Genomic DNA, 18,012 nt, shown 5'->3' on the forward strand with positions numbered 1-18,012 from the left:
ACGACTATACTACTAAAAATGTAAACAGTGTATTTATATAGTAATATCATGAAACTATATATTTTGGAGAAAAACCGCTCCACCTTCACAGGCAAAACGGCTGGAAATCTAATCTACTCAATAAATATCTTCACAGGCTTACTCGAAATAAGCATGTTCTTTTACGACATGACCTCTGTCATCGAAATAGACCTTATATATCTTACCATTTCTGGAAAGTAATACTACCTTATACTTCACAAACGTGCTATTGTTTGACACCTCAACTGATTTCACCATACATCCCTCATAGGAAGTATTTACCGCATCACGCAATACTTGGGGCATATCAGTTACCTCGATCGGATAAAATTTATCCTGTGCCACTGTTTCCTTAGCGCTACCGGCCATCCCGGCTTGCGCTTCTACATCAGGGGCAATAAATAAGCCACATAAAGCGACAATAACCCCGTAAACAATCTTTTTCATACCTTAAAAACCTAAATACCTAAACCTTTTTTCTCTTACATCATAAATTCGCAGTATAGGGTGCAATCTCCGTGCCAAAACTCACCCTAAAAAACGACAAGAGAATAATAAGTTGTAAATCCGACAATTAACCAAAAGCGAAGAATCAATCATTCGGTTGCCAAAGTGTGGAACAAACCGTGGAATGTGGAAAATTTCCCCACGAGAGTGTGGAATCTCTACACACTACTATAAAAAACGAGGCCCACCCTTAATCTATATAAGGATGAGCCTTAAATCATTCTACTTAAATATAATCAAATAAAAATACTAAAGTAATAAAATAAAGTTCCGTAATATCGTATACACTCTGTGTCTAATCTCTAATTTGCGATTCACAAAGATAAATCTTTTTGTTCAACCATCTATAAAATAACCGCTCATCTAACGAAACTCAAAGATTTTTGAACAAAAAGATTCCTTTTAAGGACAAGTCATAGATTATCACGAACTTCAATCCTTCGCTTGGTGTACGGTAAGTTGCGGGAATGGGAAACCGATACCTACCTCATTGAAGGTCGCGTAGATATTCTTGTTAATATCGAAATACACGCCCCAATAGTCGGAACTGTTTACCCAAACACGTACTACCACGTTTACGCTGCTGTCCGCCAAGGCTGTCAAGGCGATAAACGGAGCGGCCGGCTCGGACAAGATGCGGGAATCCTTCGCCAATACAGACTCTATCACTTGCTTTACTTTCTCATAATCGCTGCCGTATTCCACGCCAAAAGTCCAGTCTACACGGCGAGTCGTCTGGTTACTGAAATTAGTCACAACGCCACTGCTCAAAGAGCCGTTCGGTATATAAATGACCTTATTATCAACCGTACCTAATACGGTATGGAACATCTGGACCTCTTTCACGGTACCGCCAACGCCCTGCGCCTCAATATAATCACCCACCTTATAAGGCTTGAAAAGAAGGATGATCAATCCACCGGCAAAGTTTGACAGGTTACCGCTCAATGCCATACCGACAGCGACACCGGCGGAAGCCAACAAGGCGGCAAACGACGTAGTTTGAACGCCTAACGCCCCTACGACTGAAATAATCAATAAAATGGTTAAACTGACATTCACCAAACTGCCGACAAAAGTCTTGACAGAAGGATCGATATCCCGTTTGCTCAATATCTTCCGAACCAGTTTATTAAGTAAGTTTATAACCAATCGTCCCACCAAAAAGACAATAAGGGCTTTAATAATCGTAAAACCCAATTGGGAGCCATGCTCAACCAAGGATCTGATAGCTTCCTCTAATTTAGAACTCGCTTCTACAGCTGCTAATAATACCATATCTCTTCTATTTTAGTTAATCTATTAATTATATAACAATCTGATCTTCCAAAAATATTATGAAATGTAGCAAAGGTATAAAGTTTTTTTAATCTGGTAAAACCATGAAATAATTACGTAGCTTTGCGATCAATCAAATAACACGTTAAATTCGACAGCATGAAAATCCTTGCGATACTCGCCGCCCTTTTCCTTTCAATAGGCTATGGCCACGCTCAGACATACGAGAAGTTTGTCGAGAAAAGTTTTGACTTCTTGGACAAGAACGACTTAGTCTCCGCCGAAGAGAGCCTACGAGCCGCCATGCGCCTTGAACCGGGCAACCCCAATAACTACGCCTTGCTCATGAATCTCGGGACGATACAGCGCAGGCAAGGGAAACTGGAAGATGCCCTTCTCTCCTATACCGCCGCCCTAAGCCGCCATCCGAATAATGAGGCCATACTGGAAAATCGTGCCGGTTTATATACGGAAATAGGTGACATCGAAAAAGCGACAAACGATTACAACGCCCTGCTAATCTTGAATCCCCATCATCAAGAGGCGTTATATTGCAGGGCAATGCTTCATTTGCAACATAAGAACTATCTTTTGGCCGAGCAGGATTTCGATAAGATACTGGAAGTAAACGAGAAATCCGTGAAAGGACGTCTGGGACACGCGATTCTCGAAAAGCTACGGGGGAATTACGATGAGAGCGAACGCATCTTTAATTACTTGATCAGCGAGATGCCCCGTGAATGGATCTTATACGAGGGCCGTGCCGATCTATATTTCATGATGGGCAAGAACGCCCGGGCTATGGCCGATATCAATCGTGTTTTCGTGGAAAGTACTCCGACAGCCGCTTTATATGTATTGCGAGGCAAAGTAAAACTCGCCCAATATGAGAAGGCATCGGCCGCCTTAGACTTCAAGAAAGCTGAGGATATGGGATATGATAAAACGACTATCGACGAGTTGATGAAGATGGCTCGTTAAGGCTGTTTTTATACGTATAGTGGCATCGGCTCACGCGAGTAGTGGTATTGGCCTACGCCACTACTCGCATGAGCCGATGCCACTATACGTGTGAGCCTGCGCCACTACTGGTGCGAAATCGGCCCATTTATACTACTTTTCCATGATATAATTGACAATCCAACTACCCACTTCTTTCGTTCCATATTTCGCTCCACCTTCCACTTGGATTTCCGGCGTACGGACATTCGCGTCGAGGGAAGCGTCTACGGCTTCACGGATCAAGGCTCCCTCTTCTTTGAGGTCGAAATACTCGAATAACATCGCTACTGAAAGAATTTGCGCCAAGGGGTTCGCAATATTCAGCCCTTTCGCCTGCGGCCAAGAGCCATGAATCGGCTCGAAAACCGGTGTGCTCTCTCCGGTTGAAGCGGAAGGCAGCAAGCCCATAGAGCCGCTGATGCAAGAACCCTCATCCGTCAAGATATCACCAAACGTATTCTCGGTTACCATCACGTCGAAGAATTTCGGCTCTTGGATCATACGCATAGCGGCGTTGTCCACATACATATAGTCTGTCGTTACTTCCGGATAGCTAGGAGCCATCTCTTGAGCGATCTGGCGCCATAGACGGGAAGAGGCAAGTACGTTCGCCTTGTCAACAACCGTCAGGTGCTTATTCCGTTTCATCGCATACTCGAAGCCCACTTTCAAGATACGCTCGATTTCCGGGCGGGTATACATATTCGTATCGTATGCCTTATCGTTGTCTTGATATTTCTCACCGAAATACATACCACCGGTCAACTCACGGATACATAAGAAATCCGCGCCATCCACCAATTCGGCACGCAACGGCGATTTATGCAATAGGCATTTGAAGGTCTGCACCGGACGGATATTAGCGAACAGGCCCAACTTCTTACGCATCGCCAAAAGACCTTGCTCCGGGCGTACTTTCGCTGTCGGATCATTATCAAACTTAGGATCGCCCACGGCCGAGAAAAGAACAGCGTCGGCATCCTTACAAATCCGATAGGTCTCCTCCGGGAAAGGATCGCCTACCTTATCGATCGCGTCAGCGCCACAAAGGGCATACTCATAGTGAACCTCATGTCCGAATTTCTCACAAACGGCACTCATTACTTCCACGCCTTGCACGGAAATCTCTGGTCCGATCCCGTCTCCGGGAAGTACTGCTATATTCAGTTTCATCGTAAATGTTTGTTATTATTCTCTGTTAAAATGTACATACTTAGGCTCCGTGGGGAAATACGTGTCATCATCCCACAGGGTACTTGTAATCATCAAGTCGGCGCTATAACGGTTACAAGCGATAGGTACGTTATGAACACGGCACTGGCGAAGCAACATCTGGATGTCGGCCTCGTGCGGTTGCGGATTCAAGTCGTCTATCAAAAAGACCGCCAAATCGATCTCCTTACGGACAACCATAGCGGCAATCTCAGCATCGCCTCCCATCGGACCGGAATGCATGCAAGCAATATCCGCGTTCACCCCTTTTTCCTCGAGAGCTTTACGAACCAAATTTCCGGTCGTACCCGTACAAACAATATGGTGGTGAGACAAGAACTCAGCGTTATGTACCGCCCATTCTACCATTTCCGCCTTACGATTGTCGTGCGCTACAAGCGCGATAGTCAACTTTTTCATACCCTTTACCTTTTTAATTATTAATCCTCTATCTTGTTCAGCATCTTCAATGTCGCCTTGATCGCCGCCTCAGTCTGATCAGCGTCCAGACCACGAGTCTTGAAATCGACCCCGGCATAATTCCAGCTGATGACCGTCTGCACGAACGCATCCGTACGTCCTCCCGGCGGGATGGATACCGAATAGTTCGTCAACATCGGGAACGGGCGGTTCAAACGGGAATAAATCCGGCGTAGGGCACGAACGAAAGCGTCGTATTGGCCATCACCGGAAGCCGATTCCTCGTAAGCCTCGCCATTGATCTCGATCTTCAAGGTAGCCACCGGTTTCAGCCCTTGGGCCAAGGATAAGGAATAGTTCAAGATCCGTATTTTCTGATCCTCCAGCGCATTATCATGATGAAGCACATCGCTGATAATATAAGGAAGATCCTCCGGGGTAACCATTTCTTTCTTATCCCCTAACTCAATGATCCGTTCCGTAACCTTACGCATCGAGCCCTCATCCATGTCGATACCGAGCGCTTCCAGATTCTTGCGGATATTCGCTTTTCCGGAGGTCTTGCCCAAGGCGTACTCGCGAACCCGTCCGAAACGCTCAGGAAGCAGGTCGTTGCAATACAGGTTGTTCTTGCTATCACCGTCCGCATGGACACCGGCGCATTGCGTAAACACATGCTCTCCGATAATCGGCTTATTGGGCGGGATATGCACCCCCGAATAGGTCTCGACCAAACGACTGGCCTTGTTTATCTTTTCCTCCCTCAAGTTCGTCTCCTCTCCCAACTGATCCTTGATGACGGCAAGGACGCTGCTCAATGGAGCATTACCCGCACGCTCTCCCAAACCGTTCACGGTCGTATGGATTCCCTTGATACCCGCACGGATGGCGGAATATACATTCGCTACGGCAAGATCATAGTCGTTATGCGCATGGAAGTCAAACCGTAAATCAGGGTAACGGTCCACCATCATCTTGCAATACTCGTAGGTATTTCCGGGATTCAAGACTCCCAAGGTATCCGGGAGCATGAAACGGCAGATCGGAAGTCCTTTCAACGCATCGATTACCAAGAATACGTAATCCGGGGAATGCTTGATACCGTTCGACCAGTCCTCCAAATAGATATTCACGTCGATCTTCCGTTTCGCCGCTTCCAATACGACCGTACGAATATCGTCAACGTGTTGCTCGGGAGTCTTTCGAAGCTGTTCGGTGACATGCTTATAAGAGCCCTTGCAAAGCAAGTTCACGACACGGCAACCTGCGGATTCAATCCAGTCGAGAGAGACCGTACCATCCACGAAACCCAAGACCTCCAATTTGTCTAGGTTTCCGGAACGGGCGGCCCAAGCGGCTACACGCTTCACGGCCTCAAACTCTCCGTCCGACACACGGGCGGAGGCGATCTCCACCCGGTTCACGCCTAAGTCGTTCAGCAGCACTTGCGCTATGCTAAGCTTCTCGTGAGCGGCGAAGGAGACGCCCGAAGTTTGCTCCCCATCTCTGAGGGTTGTATCCATTATTTCTATCATAATCAGCGTGCTGCCTCGAAGGCTTCTATCTTTGATTTATTTGCCAGTAAATAGTCGATATCGTCCAATCCGTTGATCAGGCAATCCTTTTTATAGGCGTTGATCTCGAAATGCTCGCTTTTGCCCGTAGCCTTGTTCGTGATCGTTTGCTCCGGTAGATTTACCTCGACCTCAGTTTTCGGGTCCTTGTAAATCGAATCGAACAATTCAGCGAGGAACTCTTCAGTCACAACAACCGGCAGCACGAAGTTGTTCAACTCGTTGTTTTTATGGATATCGGCGAAGAAACTGGAGACCACGACACGGAAACCGTAATCGGCGATCGCCCAAGCCGCATGCTCACGGCTGGAACCGGAACCGAAGTTCTTTCCCGCTACCAATATCTTTCCGCTATACGTAGGATCGTTCAAGACGAATGATTCGATCTTATTACCTTCCTTATCATATCGCCAATCCCGGAATAAGTTCTCGCCGAACCCTTCTTTGGTAGTCGCTTTCAGAAAGCGGGCTGGGATAATCTGGTCGGTATCCACGTTCTCTAAAGGAAGAGGTACGCAAGTGCTTGTGATTATATTGAATTTTGTTTTCATCTTATGCTACTTTATTAGATTAGTCTTTACATCAGTTCTCTCGGGTCCGTGATCTTACCTGTCACAGCGGCGGCGGCGGCCACAAGCGGCCCCGCTAAGATGGTGCGCGCACCCGGTCCTTGGCGGCCCTCGAAATTACGGTTGGAAGTGGAGACCGCATATTTACCCGCCGGAACCTTATCCTCATTCATCGCCAGACAAGCGGAACATCCCGGTTGACGAAGGACGAAGCCGGCCTCGGCCAAAACCTTGTCGATCCCCTCGGCACGAATCTCCCGCTCTACCTGCCAACTGCCGGGAACCAGCCAAACCGTTACATCATCCGCTTTCTTCTTTCCTTTCACCAAAGAGGCGAAAGCACGGAAATCCTCGATACGGCCATTCGTACAGCTACCTAAAAAGACATAATCCACTTTCTTACCCAACATAGACTCGCCTGCCTTGAAGCCCATATAATCCAAAGACTTCTTATAAGAAATACGGCCTGCCTCGGGCACGCTTTCTAAGGAGGGGATATCTTTGCTGATACTCATACCCATGCCCGGGTTCGTACCGTACGTAACCATCGGGTCGATATCCTCGGCGTGAAAAACGATCTCCTTATCGAACTTAGCGTCCGGATCACTATATAGCTGACGCCACTCGCTCACCTTCCGCTCCCATTCCTCGCCTCTTGGGGCAAACTCACGGTCTTTCAAATAATCGAAAGTAACATCATCCGGAGCGATCATACCGCCACGGGCACCCATCTCGATAGAAAGGTTACAGATCGTCAGACGTTCCTCCATGGTCGTATTACGAATCGCCTCGCCAGCGTACTCTACGAAATAGCCCGTAGCACCGCTGGTACTCATCTTACTAATAATGTATAAAGCAAAGTCCTTCGCCGTAACGCCCGGTTTGCGTACACCATCGATCGTGATACGCATCGTTTTCGGCTTACGCTGCATGATACATTGGGTAGCCAAGGTCATCTCCACCTCGCTCGTACCGATACCGAAGGCGATAGCGCCCATGGCACCGTGCGTAGAAGTATGGGAGTCGCCACAAACGATCGTCATACCCGGCTGCGTCAAGCCTGTCTCCGGACCTACCACATGGATGATACCATTCTTCGGATGTTGAAGACCGTAATACGTCAAGCCGAAATACTTCGCGTTCTCTTCCAAGGTATCCACTTGATTCTTGGATATAGGGTCCTCGATAGGCTTATCTTGGTTCAATGTCGGGATATTGTGGTCCGGCATACAAGTGATTTGCGCGGGACGGAAGGGCTTCAATCCACGTACACGTAATCCGGCGAAAGCCTGCGGGCTAGTCACCTCATGACAATACAGACGGTCGATATACAATTGTATGGTTCCGTCGGGCAACGTGTCCACCACGTGTTTGTCCCAGATTTTCTCAAATAATGTCTTGCTCATTGTCTTGTCTATTTTTAGTCTACTATAAACTTATTGATGGCGTCCACGAAAGCCTCCACGGAAGCAGCGATAATATCGGTATTCGCAGAGAACCCATAATAGGTAGCCCCGTTATACTCTACCTGCATATGCACCTTGCCCGTATCATCGCTACCTTTATTAATGGCTTGGATCAAGAATTCCTGAATCGTCATGTCACTATTACTAATGGCTTTTTTCACCGCCTTGATACCCGCGTCAACCGGACCGTTACCAGCTGCGGCCTCATATCTTCTTACTCCCGACAAATTTAAACAAATACTTGCGACTGATTGTACTCCAACACCACTAGTTACCTGTAAATATTCCAATTTAATACGGTGGGTGGCCGTACGATCCTTCCCGACCAACATCAAAACATCATCATCATTAATATCTTTCTTACGATCGGCCAGTTTCAAGAACTCATCGTACACCTTGTCCAATTTCTCCTGCTCCAGATCCACACCTAAAACATGCAGGCGATGCTTCAACGCCGCACGACCGCTACGAGCAGTCAATACGATCGCATTATCATCAATACCCACATCCTTCGGATCGATGATCTCGTAGGTTTGCGCATTCTTCAAAACGCCATCTTGATGGATACCGGAGGAGTGAGCGAACGCATTACGTCCGACAATAGCCTTATTCGGTTGTACCGGCATATTCATCAAGCTAGAAACCATACGGCTCGTACTATAGATCTTATTCGTCGTGATATTGGTGATGATATCACGTTCTTTATGGCTCTTGAAAACCATGGCAACTTCTTCCAATGACGTGTTACCCGCACGCTCACCGATGCCGTTTATGGTTACCTCCACCTGACGGGCTCCGTTCAACACGCCTTGTACGGTATTCGCGGTAGCCATGCCCAAGTCATTATGGCAATGGGTGGACAAGATCGCGTTATGTACGCCATCCACATGTTCCATCAGATACTTAATCTTCGCCCCGTACTCATCCGGCAAGCAATATCCTGTCGTATCCGGGATATTCACTACGGTAGCCCCGGCCTTGATCACGGCCTCCACGACACGGGCCAGATATTCATTATCCGTACGCCCGGCATCCTCACAGTAGAATTCTACGTCCTCCACGTACTTTTTAGCGTATTTCGTGGCGGCGATCGCACGCTCTATAATCTCCTCTCTCGTGGAGTTAAACTTGTATTTGATATGAGAATCAGAAGTACCGATACCCGTATGAATACGTCCTCGCTTAGCGAATTTCAACGCCTCGGCTGCCACGTCGATATCTTTCTCCACCGCACGGGTCAAGGCACAGATGGTCGGCCAAGTCACGGCCTTTGAGATCTCAACCACACTCTTAAAATCCCCGGGACTGGAGACAGGGAAACCAGCCTCGATCACATCAACACCTAGCTGTTCCAATGCCTTAGCTACTTGAATCTTTTCCACTGTATTCAACTGGCATCCCGGAACCTGTTCACCATCACGTAAGGTGGTGTCGAAAATAAATAATCTGTCTGACATAATCTTATATTCTTAATTTACTAATATCCTATACTAACTAAAAAAGCCTCTCTCACAAGGAAGTGAGAAAGGCTCTTTCATCTATCGTAATGCTCGCAAAGCATACAGTCTCACTTCCTATCCCGTTCCCAGAGTAGAATAATGTTTAGAGAAATAATGAGACTATTTTGCAAGTTGCGTGTCATTGTTCTTGTCTTTATTGTTTTTGTTTGAACGTTGCAAAGATACGGCCTTTTTCGAGACCAGCAAATATAATCCGAAGTTTTTTACTTATTATTTATTATAAACCGTAAGCCAAACGATCGTATACCTTACGAAATAACACTGCCCATCGTAGGGTTGTTACGATGGGCAGTATAAGGTGTTTACAATGCCCATCATAAGCACCTTACGATGGGCATTGGCAGAATCAGCGAACCACGACTTTCCGTACGAACGAATCGCCGAAGGCCTCGCAGCGGACGAAGTAGACTCCGGCATGCCCTACCGGGATCTCAGCCTTGCCAAGAATCGAACCTTCGTAAAGAACGATGCCGGACACATCGACTACCTTCAAGGCTACCTGCTGAGGCATATTCACGAAGATAGATTGATTGGCCGTATACAGGCTCATGCCTTCCTCGATGGACTCGATGCCGGTTGGCGTATCCGGTTGGCCCGGATTCTCCGGATCTACAGGATCTACAGGGGTGACCGGTGTTTCCGGATCCGTGGAAGAAGAGGAAGTAGCGGAAACAACCTTCACCTCTATCTTGCTACTAACCGGCTTATAATTCGGATCGGTCGGCGTAAAAGTAACCTCTTGCTGATCGGTGGACGTAGGCGCTGTTTCCGGCTTGTTCCAAGCGAATGTTCCGGCAACGATACCCGCATGCCCGCCTTGTAAAACAGACTCGGATAGTTTTTGGCCAGACAAGATATCGGAAGCCGCAGGCCATGTAACCTTCGATTCTGCTAGTTCAGCTTGCTCTATCGTATAACGCAATCCTTTTTCCGTCTTATATTCATTATACTCCGCATCAGCCGGACGGTAAATACGTACATAATAATCACCCGCATTCTTCAAGACAGCCGGTTGCGTGCAGGCCTCGTCAAAGAAGAACGTGATCTGGCAAGCCTCGTTGCCCGTGCCTGTCACGGATACGGTTTGCGCCGTACCATTATATACGGAAGAGGTTTTGGCTAACTTGAACTCTAGATTTGTCTTGCCGACAAATACAGGAGTAACCCCCGTAGAGCCTTCCGCTACCACATATTCCCGAGGGTTCTTCTTTGCGTCAACAGGGTTAGACTCAATATCAGACCAATGAGAGAACTTAGCGCCTTCCACAGGCACTGCCTCCAGCGTCACCGTTATACCGGCGGGGATAGAAACCTTACCATCCGTTTCGCCGTATGGCATACCGCCATTAGTGACACGCACGTAGCCCATCGGTGCCGGTTCCCCTCCCGCACGTAAGATGGAAGCGCCAAAGGATAAGTTTACCGGATCTTTCGTAGAATGATAATAAACCGTACCTTCGTAATTCTTCTTAGCCGCGTCACTTTTTGGCTCAATCACGTATTTTGTCACACCGGAAACATTATAAGTATCATCGACATCAATGCTCACCTCAGTTCCCTCCGCAGGATGGGTTTTCGGTTTTCCATTCCCATCACTTGGTTGTTCCGTTACTGCGATCTTAGACCTCTTAATTGTCAAGCCTACTTTTCCTTCATTCGGATGATACACTAGATCCGGATACTCCTCATGAAACGCCTCATATAAATCATCTGAATCACGCCTCAACACGACCGTATAATCGCCAGCATCAATAGCTTTCTTAACTTCTTTTTTATCTTTATCATCCGAGGCTATATACGATACATTAAATGAGAAGCCCGCATAGGTTTGCGAGGCAAATGGTATGAAGGGGCGGGATACGCCACTATAGTAGTATTCTTGATACGGACAAAAGATGTATTCCCTCTTGATCGGCACCAGATGGTCGTACACGGCAGTCACGGTCAAGTTGCCGGTTACGGTGAAGATCGCATCTAAGGATACTTCCTTGCCGCCTGCTAAGATGGTAAGCAATCTCGCTCCATCTTTTAGCCCTTTGATATCTTCTACACGTACTCTCGTTCCATACGCCAATTTCTCATTTTCAGCCAGTGCAACCCAATTACCGTTTTCTTCTTTGTTCAAGATAATCGTTGCTCCGGTAATAGCGGCTCCATCGGTGCTTGCGACAGAGGTCTTCACGTCATAGGTCACCGCAGTGAAGGTGGCATTCGCCGTAACATCGCCTGTCACAGTCCACAAGTTCGTCGTAGTAGGACCGGTCACGCCTGATAAGGTGACACCACTGTCATTCAAGCGATATCCGGCATCCGGAAGATCAACTACACGCACCTTATCACCAATTGGGACTGTTGAGCCGGAAGCGATCAAACTGCCATTTTCCTTATATAATAAGATAGAGCCGTTCGCCACATCTTTGATGGTGACAAGTGCCCCCGCTTTTTGCCCAAATTCGGCTTTGACCGTCAAATCCCCTGTTAGCGTCACCTTATTACCCTTTAGCGAGTCTCCGTTTATAGTCAATGATTTCAACTGGGAGTTCACGTCCGGGGTAGCCACGATTTGCAAGACCGTACCTTGTCGCAAGGAAGCTCCAGACGCGACCTCCGCATCTTCCGCCTTAACCGAGAGACCGCCGTTGCCTGCCGTCTCGATCGATACCGTATGCATGATCGGGGAGAAATTCGCCGTATAGGTCTTATTATTATCCGCCTTAACGGGGATGGAATCATTCGCCGGCAAGGTCTCGCTCACACCCGTAACCGACCAACTATCGAATTTATAATTGGGCAGAGGCAGGGCTACCAAAGAGATCTTTTGACCCTCCACGTACACGTCATCCTCGGTCTTGCCCAGCACGTTTACGGAACCACCGGTCATGGCTACAGCGGTAACTAGATACGTAGGAGTTACCTCAACCTCCACGAATACCTCCGCCGTATTGTAATAAGAGGAGTTATCCGGATAGAAAGTGACGGAACAGCTTTGCTTCCCGGCCGGCATCACCGCATTCCCGTTCGTCCAAACGAAGGTACCGGCAATCGTATATCCATCCTTATCCGTCACGCTACCGCCGGACAGCAAAGAAGTTGAAAGCAATTGACCAGCCTTGATCTTTGTCGCTTGCGGCTTCGTGATTTTACTTGCGTCAATAGCGATCTTGCTCGTCAGACTCATGACATAGACCTCCTCGAACTCAGCGTAGTCAGTGTCACCCGCATAGGATAGCTTGACATACAGGATACCCTCTTTCTTGCGATCCGCATCGGTAGCGGGTTTCGTACAATCCTCATCCGTAAAGTAACCTATCGTAAGCGTCTTACCCTCCGGGATGGTCGTATAGCTCAATCCAGCAGCTTTAGCCGGGTTAGCCACTTGCTCCAAGCCCGACACGTTCACCACCAGATGTTTCAGTTCCTTATGCACCGTAAGGGCCGCCCCACTCAAGTCCGTCACCGACTGCCCATTGGAGGCCTTGTTAGACAAGAGTCCGTTCTTCGCCGTGAACTTTCCTCCCTCAAAAGAGGCCGCCAGCACTACCGGGATACGGAGCACGGTGCCTTCCGGGGCCTTCATCACGGTATTCTTCGGGCTGTATACCACGCAACGGAAGCTGCCGTCATCTTGCGCGCTCCACGTAAGCGCATGATCAACAGCCAACTCGCCGAGGATCGGAGTCCCATCTAGCAAGATACCCTCGGACAAGGTGAAATCCACCTGGAAGGAGGAGAAACTAAAGGAGTTATTACCAGATACCTTCAGCGTAAGCGTATCCTTACTGCCGGCGGCGTTCAGGTTTGTCTTCGCCAATTTCCACTGGGCGGCGGTAGCCGTTCCCGCCGATAACAGCAGGAAGAGGGCTACGAATAATTGTTTTATATGATTCACTTTCATAATTTACTTACAGATAAAGATGTTAGTATTACTTGCCTTCACACCATGGCCTGTCTTTGCCGTCAAACGGTAGTAGTAAACGCCCGCCGGTAAGGTTAGCGTGGCCGAATATTGGTTATCGCCCACCTCGCCGGGCAGACCGTTCAACACCGCGGCCAAAGCGCCATTCGCGGAGAATACGTGGATCGTCACGGATTCGGCCGCCTCCGTCAACTGATAACGGAAGGTCGTGCTGCCACGGAACGGGTTCGGATAGTTGGACACGGCTGCCAATTGGCTGATCGCCTCGATCGGGGCGTTGGAAGTCACGATCGCGTCGCCACCGGACCTCAAGCTGTTGGCCTTCGCGTCGGAGAAGGAGGCTCCTACCAAGGTAACACCCGCCGGCATACGCAGGATACGGCTCTTGCCCGAAGGAATCGTGCGGCCATCCAAGCTATAACCGATCACACGCAAGGTATCCCCGTTCAAGCTGGAAGCCTGCAGGAACTTAGCGGCGTCGCCCAGCAACGGGATCTCGTCGATGGCTCCCACCAACTCCAGATAGATACCGGCTACCGGTACTTGGCTATTCATCGTCAAGAAGTTATCAGCGTCAAGCTCCATTTGTACGGGAACCTCGGCCTCAGAACGCAGTGCACTGGCCTTGGTAACTGGCTTGCCGTGGATGAGGTTGACGATACCGATTACGTCGGCGATCTCTACATTATTATTATAGTTCACATCCGCCTCGGCAAAACCGAAGTTGGGGATCATGTTATCCTTGTCCTTCAAGATGTAGCTTACGGTAGCGGTCACGTCTTGTACGTTCACGCTCTTATCTAGGTTCGCATCGCCGTCGCAGGTGTAAACGATCGTATTGAAGATCATCGTCCAGCCCGGGAACATCGGATTGGTTACATGAGCCTCTACCCAGTCATCCGGGTTCAAGGCATCGGCGATCTCGTATTTAGAGTCCGTATATTCAATCGTATCACCATTCAATGTCCAGACGAAACGAGAAGGGGTACCCATTACCGCAGCCTGCTCCGAGAGGTCGATACGCTCTCCATAAACGCTGTAGCCACCGGCATGGGCATTGCCTACCACGTGAGTAGCTTCGCAGATAACCTCCTCTAGTTGTCTCGGATTTCGTACCCCGCTAAACAGCACAGGTGATCCGCTCATATCCAATCTCTTCAAAGCCGGGAACTTATTCAGATCTATCTCCGATATCCCATGTGGAGGACCGTAGATCTCCAACTGGGCGGCGATCTCCGGATATTTATTCTCCACGGATGGAATCATCGTCCCATTGAAGAATAACGATGTCAATCGCTTATTGTAAGAAAGGTCGCAAGCCTTCAAGCCGGTATAGCCCAGATCCAAGCGCTCCAAGGACGGATATTCGGAAAGGATCAGGGACGAGAGCGTCCAGTTGTCGTACAACATCAACTCACGCAACACATGGTTACCCTTCGGCAAGGTAAGTTCCTCTATCCGGTTTCCATTCAGCGATAGCATCTCTAGCTTATCCAAGGCTGAGAGATCCACCTTTTTCGTGAAGCTTTCGCCCATATAATACAGATATAGCTCAGTCAAACGGCGCGGGTTCTCGTCATTCCATTTCGCATACGCTTTCGGCGTGAAATTACCTGTCTGCCATTCGCCACTGCTCCACCACTCGCTCAGCTCCTTGTTGTTGGAAGCATCTACGATACGTGCCAAGGTAGCCACGTCACTCTCGGCGAATACTTGGGGGACGGTGGTTTCCACATGGATGCGTGAGGTCTCGATCTGCCAGCCGTCACGTACATTGATCTCCGAGATCTTACAGAACTTCGGGTTCATCAGCTTACAATAGTAGTCTCCATACTTTTCCTCCTTGCTGTCCAGCACGAATACGCCCGGACGGTTTGGCACCGGCTTCAATGCTTCTTTCTCCTCTGTCCTATATTTGGCGTTTACCCATAGGAATACGGTCTCTATGCCATCGATCACGGCCTCCGAGGAGAGATCGATCGTATCGCCGTTCTCGAACCAGTATGGATCTCCCGGATGAGAGGGGGAAGTTAGCGTTATGTGCCCCAAACCGTTATAATTTATCGGCCGGTAGTTCTTCACCGTAGAATATCTCAAAAGAGATCCATCCGCATTCAAGTTACTCAAGTTCGGGTACTGAGCCAGATCGAGACTCTCCACGTATCCCGGCAATCCCAACGACTCCAGATTCTTTCCCACTTGCGCGGAAGGAAGCTCATACTCCGTATTTTGCAAATATAGATGACGGATAAACGCCGGCAGGTTCTTTACCAGATCAGCGAACTGGGTCGTATGCGGCAAGGCCAAATAGGTCAAGCTCGTAGCCTTGTCGAAGCCTTGCAACTTCAAGTTCGGGCAGTACTCGATCTCCAGACGGCTCAATTGCTTGAAGGATGAGATATCCAGCGAAGCCAAGGGCGAATGCTCAAGGTAAAGTTCCGTCAGCTTCGAACAACCGGTAAGATTCAGTGTCGCCAGCTTCGTGTTCTGGTAACGTCCCTCTCCTATGCTTCGTGTTCCAAATCTAAAATATTGCAATTCCGGGCATTTGGACAGGTCGAGTGAAGCTAAATTCCTGCTATATATGTGCAAGTGCTCCAGTTTCGTGTTCTTCGATACGTCCAGCTTCTCTATATTCATATAACGCTCGCACTCGAAATACTTCAACTCGGTGAAAGCACTCAAGTCTAATTGAGAGATCGTATCCTTAGAGTTCCAATCCAACTGAATCAGCAGATGTGTCAAGCGGCCTACATCGTCCGTATTCCAGTCCGTGCTGATCACGTCTTGATAGGAGTTCCAGTTCTCGCGCTCCCAGCCCTTGCTATCTACAAACTCCTGCAATTGGGTGATATTCGGGTTATCGGCTGCCAGCTTCTTCAATCCGGCGATGTCCGCAGGGGAGTAGCTGTCCGAGTTACGGGCTACCTTGATCTGAACCGTACTCATCCTCCAATTTCCGTAATTCGGATTGGTAATCTCGCACACATAATATTCACCCGGCTTTCCACTAAACACGAAAGCACCTTCCTTGCCGGATACCGCCGACATGGTTACTTCCGTAGATTTATAAGGATCCCGTTCGATACGATACCATTGATATACCGATTTCACGCCACCCACCGAAGCGTAAGCGGATAGATCGATCTCCTCGCCCTTCGCGGCATAAGCGTTATAATTGTCTACCGGCGTACCGGCCATGATCATGGTGGAGCCATTCATCCAAAAATTCTCCGGTAACGGGCTCGGGAGCTTCACCGTAAACCAAGTAAGCGAATCATTACCAAACAAACCCAAGTCCCGAAGCTTTGTCAAAGTGGACAAATCCAAGGATTTCAACCGGGTATTCTGCAAGTTCAACTGCTCTAACCCGGACAACGCCGATACATCCATGGAAGTGACCGTCCGTGTCCTGCCATCAATAATAAAGAAGCTTTTCACACGGCTCGGGGACTCGGCGTTCCACGTCACGCCCACGTTGTAGCCATCGCTCTGCGTCCGGTCTTTCAAGTAATCCTTGCTGGAGATGAAGTTCTGCAAGTCCGAGTTCAGCGGGTTGGCCTCGGCGATCGCTTTCAAGGCGGCGATATCGTCCTGCGAGTTATCGGCCGGGAAAGCGAACGATGCTCGGCCGCCATATGCAACCTCATTGCCGTCCGCATCACAAATATCCACTTGAACCATTCCGCTCCATTCCTCCGTGGCATGAGCCATCAACGTGAATTGCGTAGCGGAGAAGGAAGGGATATCTAATACGTATATGGACTCATTATATGGACTTGTCCCTTTACTTAGGTTCTGCCCGGAAAGGGTCAAGCCTTCAGAAGGGCCATTCAGATAAATCTTCATCTTAGCGTGTTGCCCCTGCAGGAAACCCGCCTTCGTCACGTTGATCGCAAAAGGGATATCCTCGTTCAGATCGCCGGATGTACGCGACAACTCTCCCATAGCAGGAGCCTTATCACCCAGCATAAATCGTATCGTTTGCCCGGTGGAGGCTAAAGCAGCCGTGCTCATGTCTCGCGAGCTGTACACTTTTACGGTATAGTCCACCGAACACTCCTTCGAGCTATTCATTTGCAGACGAAGCCCAACGCTATATCCATAGTCCGTCAACTTCTCGTCCGGTATCCAAAAGCCGCCATTGTCTAACGTTTGCGCCGGCTCTGAATCCTCAAAGCGGAACTCTACCCCGTCCGGATTAGCGGTGTTCGCCAACTGTACACGTACAGCCATGCCCTTCGTGAAGTTCACGATATCGAAATTCAAGCTCCAAGTAGCCACCGGATTCCACTTGTAGATAAAGCAATAAGCTACAGGATCCAGAGTATAGCTAAACCGTACCTCCCCTTCCGCCTGGCTCTGCGGAGCCCCGGGCGTCATCCCCGCCGGACTCGCCGACCCGGCCATACCCCAAGCCAGTCCATGCCCCGGCCATGCGGCGCATAAACACAAGACCATCGCAATGAGCGACAACCTCATACTAATTCCTCGTAAAATTGTTTTCATAAGCAATAAATTTATAAA

Annotated in this window: 11 protein-coding genes; 1 reads left to right on the top strand and 10 read right to left on the bottom strand. The window is 48.8% G+C overall.

The window, feature by feature from the left end:
• Positions 1-138: 138 nt before the first annotated feature.
• Positions 139-468 carry a hypothetical protein gene (locus tag NBH07_RS07140; RefSeq protein WP_005854481.1) on the bottom strand — a complete coding sequence of 110 codons (330 nt, stop codon included), beginning with the start codon at positions 466-468 and terminating at the stop codon, positions 139-141.
• Positions 469-960: 492 nt separating this feature from the next.
• Positions 961-1,806: a mechanosensitive ion channel family protein gene (locus NBH07_RS07145; RefSeq protein WP_005854480.1), complete on the bottom strand. Its 846-nt coding sequence runs from the start codon at positions 1,804-1,806 to the stop codon at positions 961-963.
• 159 nt (positions 1,807-1,965) lie between these two features.
• Here NBH07_RS07145 and NBH07_RS07150 point away from each other — a divergent pair, with 159 nt between their 5' ends.
• Complete coding sequence (locus NBH07_RS07150) at positions 1,966-2,787, top strand: tetratricopeptide repeat protein (RefSeq protein WP_122246813.1); 822 nt, start codon at positions 1,966-1,968, stop codon at positions 2,785-2,787.
• Positions 2,788-2,919: 132 nt separating this feature from the next.
• Here NBH07_RS07150 and leuB read toward each other — a convergent pair whose 3' ends face one another.
• The 8 genes from leuB to NBH07_RS07190 all read right to left on the bottom strand — a co-directional run bounded on the left by leuB (position 2,920) and on the right by NBH07_RS07190 (position 17,994).
• Positions 2,920-3,981 (bottom strand): 3-isopropylmalate dehydrogenase, encoded by a 1,062-nt coding sequence (gene leuB, locus NBH07_RS07155; protein ID WP_122246814.1) that lies wholly within the window; start codon positions 3,979-3,981, stop codon positions 2,920-2,922.
• A 15-nt stretch (positions 3,982-3,996) separates the two neighbouring features.
• The gene (locus NBH07_RS07160) at positions 3,997-4,440 is read right to left on the bottom strand and encodes a methylglyoxal synthase (RefSeq protein WP_005854477.1); all 444 of its coding nucleotides are present in this window, start codon (positions 4,438-4,440) and stop codon (positions 3,997-3,999) included.
• Positions 4,441-4,460: 20 nt separating this feature from the next.
• On the bottom strand, positions 4,461-5,975 hold the full coding sequence (locus NBH07_RS07165; protein ID WP_009018114.1) for a hydroxymethylglutaryl-CoA lyase-like TIM-barrel protein: 1,515 nt from the start codon (positions 5,973-5,975) through the stop codon (positions 4,461-4,463).
• A gap of 2 nt (positions 5,976-5,977) precedes the next feature.
• On the bottom strand, positions 5,978-6,565 hold the full coding sequence (gene leuD / locus NBH07_RS07170) for a 3-isopropylmalate dehydratase small subunit (protein WP_005854475.1): 588 nt from the start codon (positions 6,563-6,565) through the stop codon (positions 5,978-5,980).
• 26 nt (positions 6,566-6,591) lie between these two features.
• Positions 6,592-7,989 (bottom strand): 3-isopropylmalate dehydratase large subunit, encoded by a 1,398-nt coding sequence (gene leuC / locus NBH07_RS07175; protein ID WP_005854474.1) that lies wholly within the window; start codon positions 7,987-7,989, stop codon positions 6,592-6,594.
• A 14-nt stretch (positions 7,990-8,003) separates the two neighbouring features.
• On the bottom strand, positions 8,004-9,506 hold the full coding sequence (locus tag NBH07_RS07180) for a 2-isopropylmalate synthase (protein WP_005854473.1): 1,503 nt from the start codon (positions 9,504-9,506) through the stop codon (positions 8,004-8,006).
• 409 nt (positions 9,507-9,915) lie between these two features.
• Positions 9,916-13,464 carry an InlB B-repeat-containing protein gene (locus tag NBH07_RS07185; RefSeq protein ID WP_156682430.1) on the bottom strand — a complete coding sequence of 1,183 codons (3,549 nt, stop codon included), beginning with the start codon at positions 13,462-13,464 and terminating at the stop codon, positions 9,916-9,918.
• A 3-nt stretch (positions 13,465-13,467) separates the two neighbouring features.
• Positions 13,468-17,994, bottom strand: coding sequence for a T9SS type A sorting domain-containing protein (locus NBH07_RS07190; protein ID WP_156682431.1), 4,527 nt, complete (start codon positions 17,992-17,994; stop codon positions 13,468-13,470).
• Positions 17,995-18,012: the final 18 nt, after the last annotated feature.

Source organism: Parabacteroides sp. B2-S-102, assembly GCF_023656665.1.
Classification (GTDB): Bacteria; Bacteroidota; Bacteroidia; order Bacteroidales; family Tannerellaceae; genus Parabacteroides; species Parabacteroides distasonis.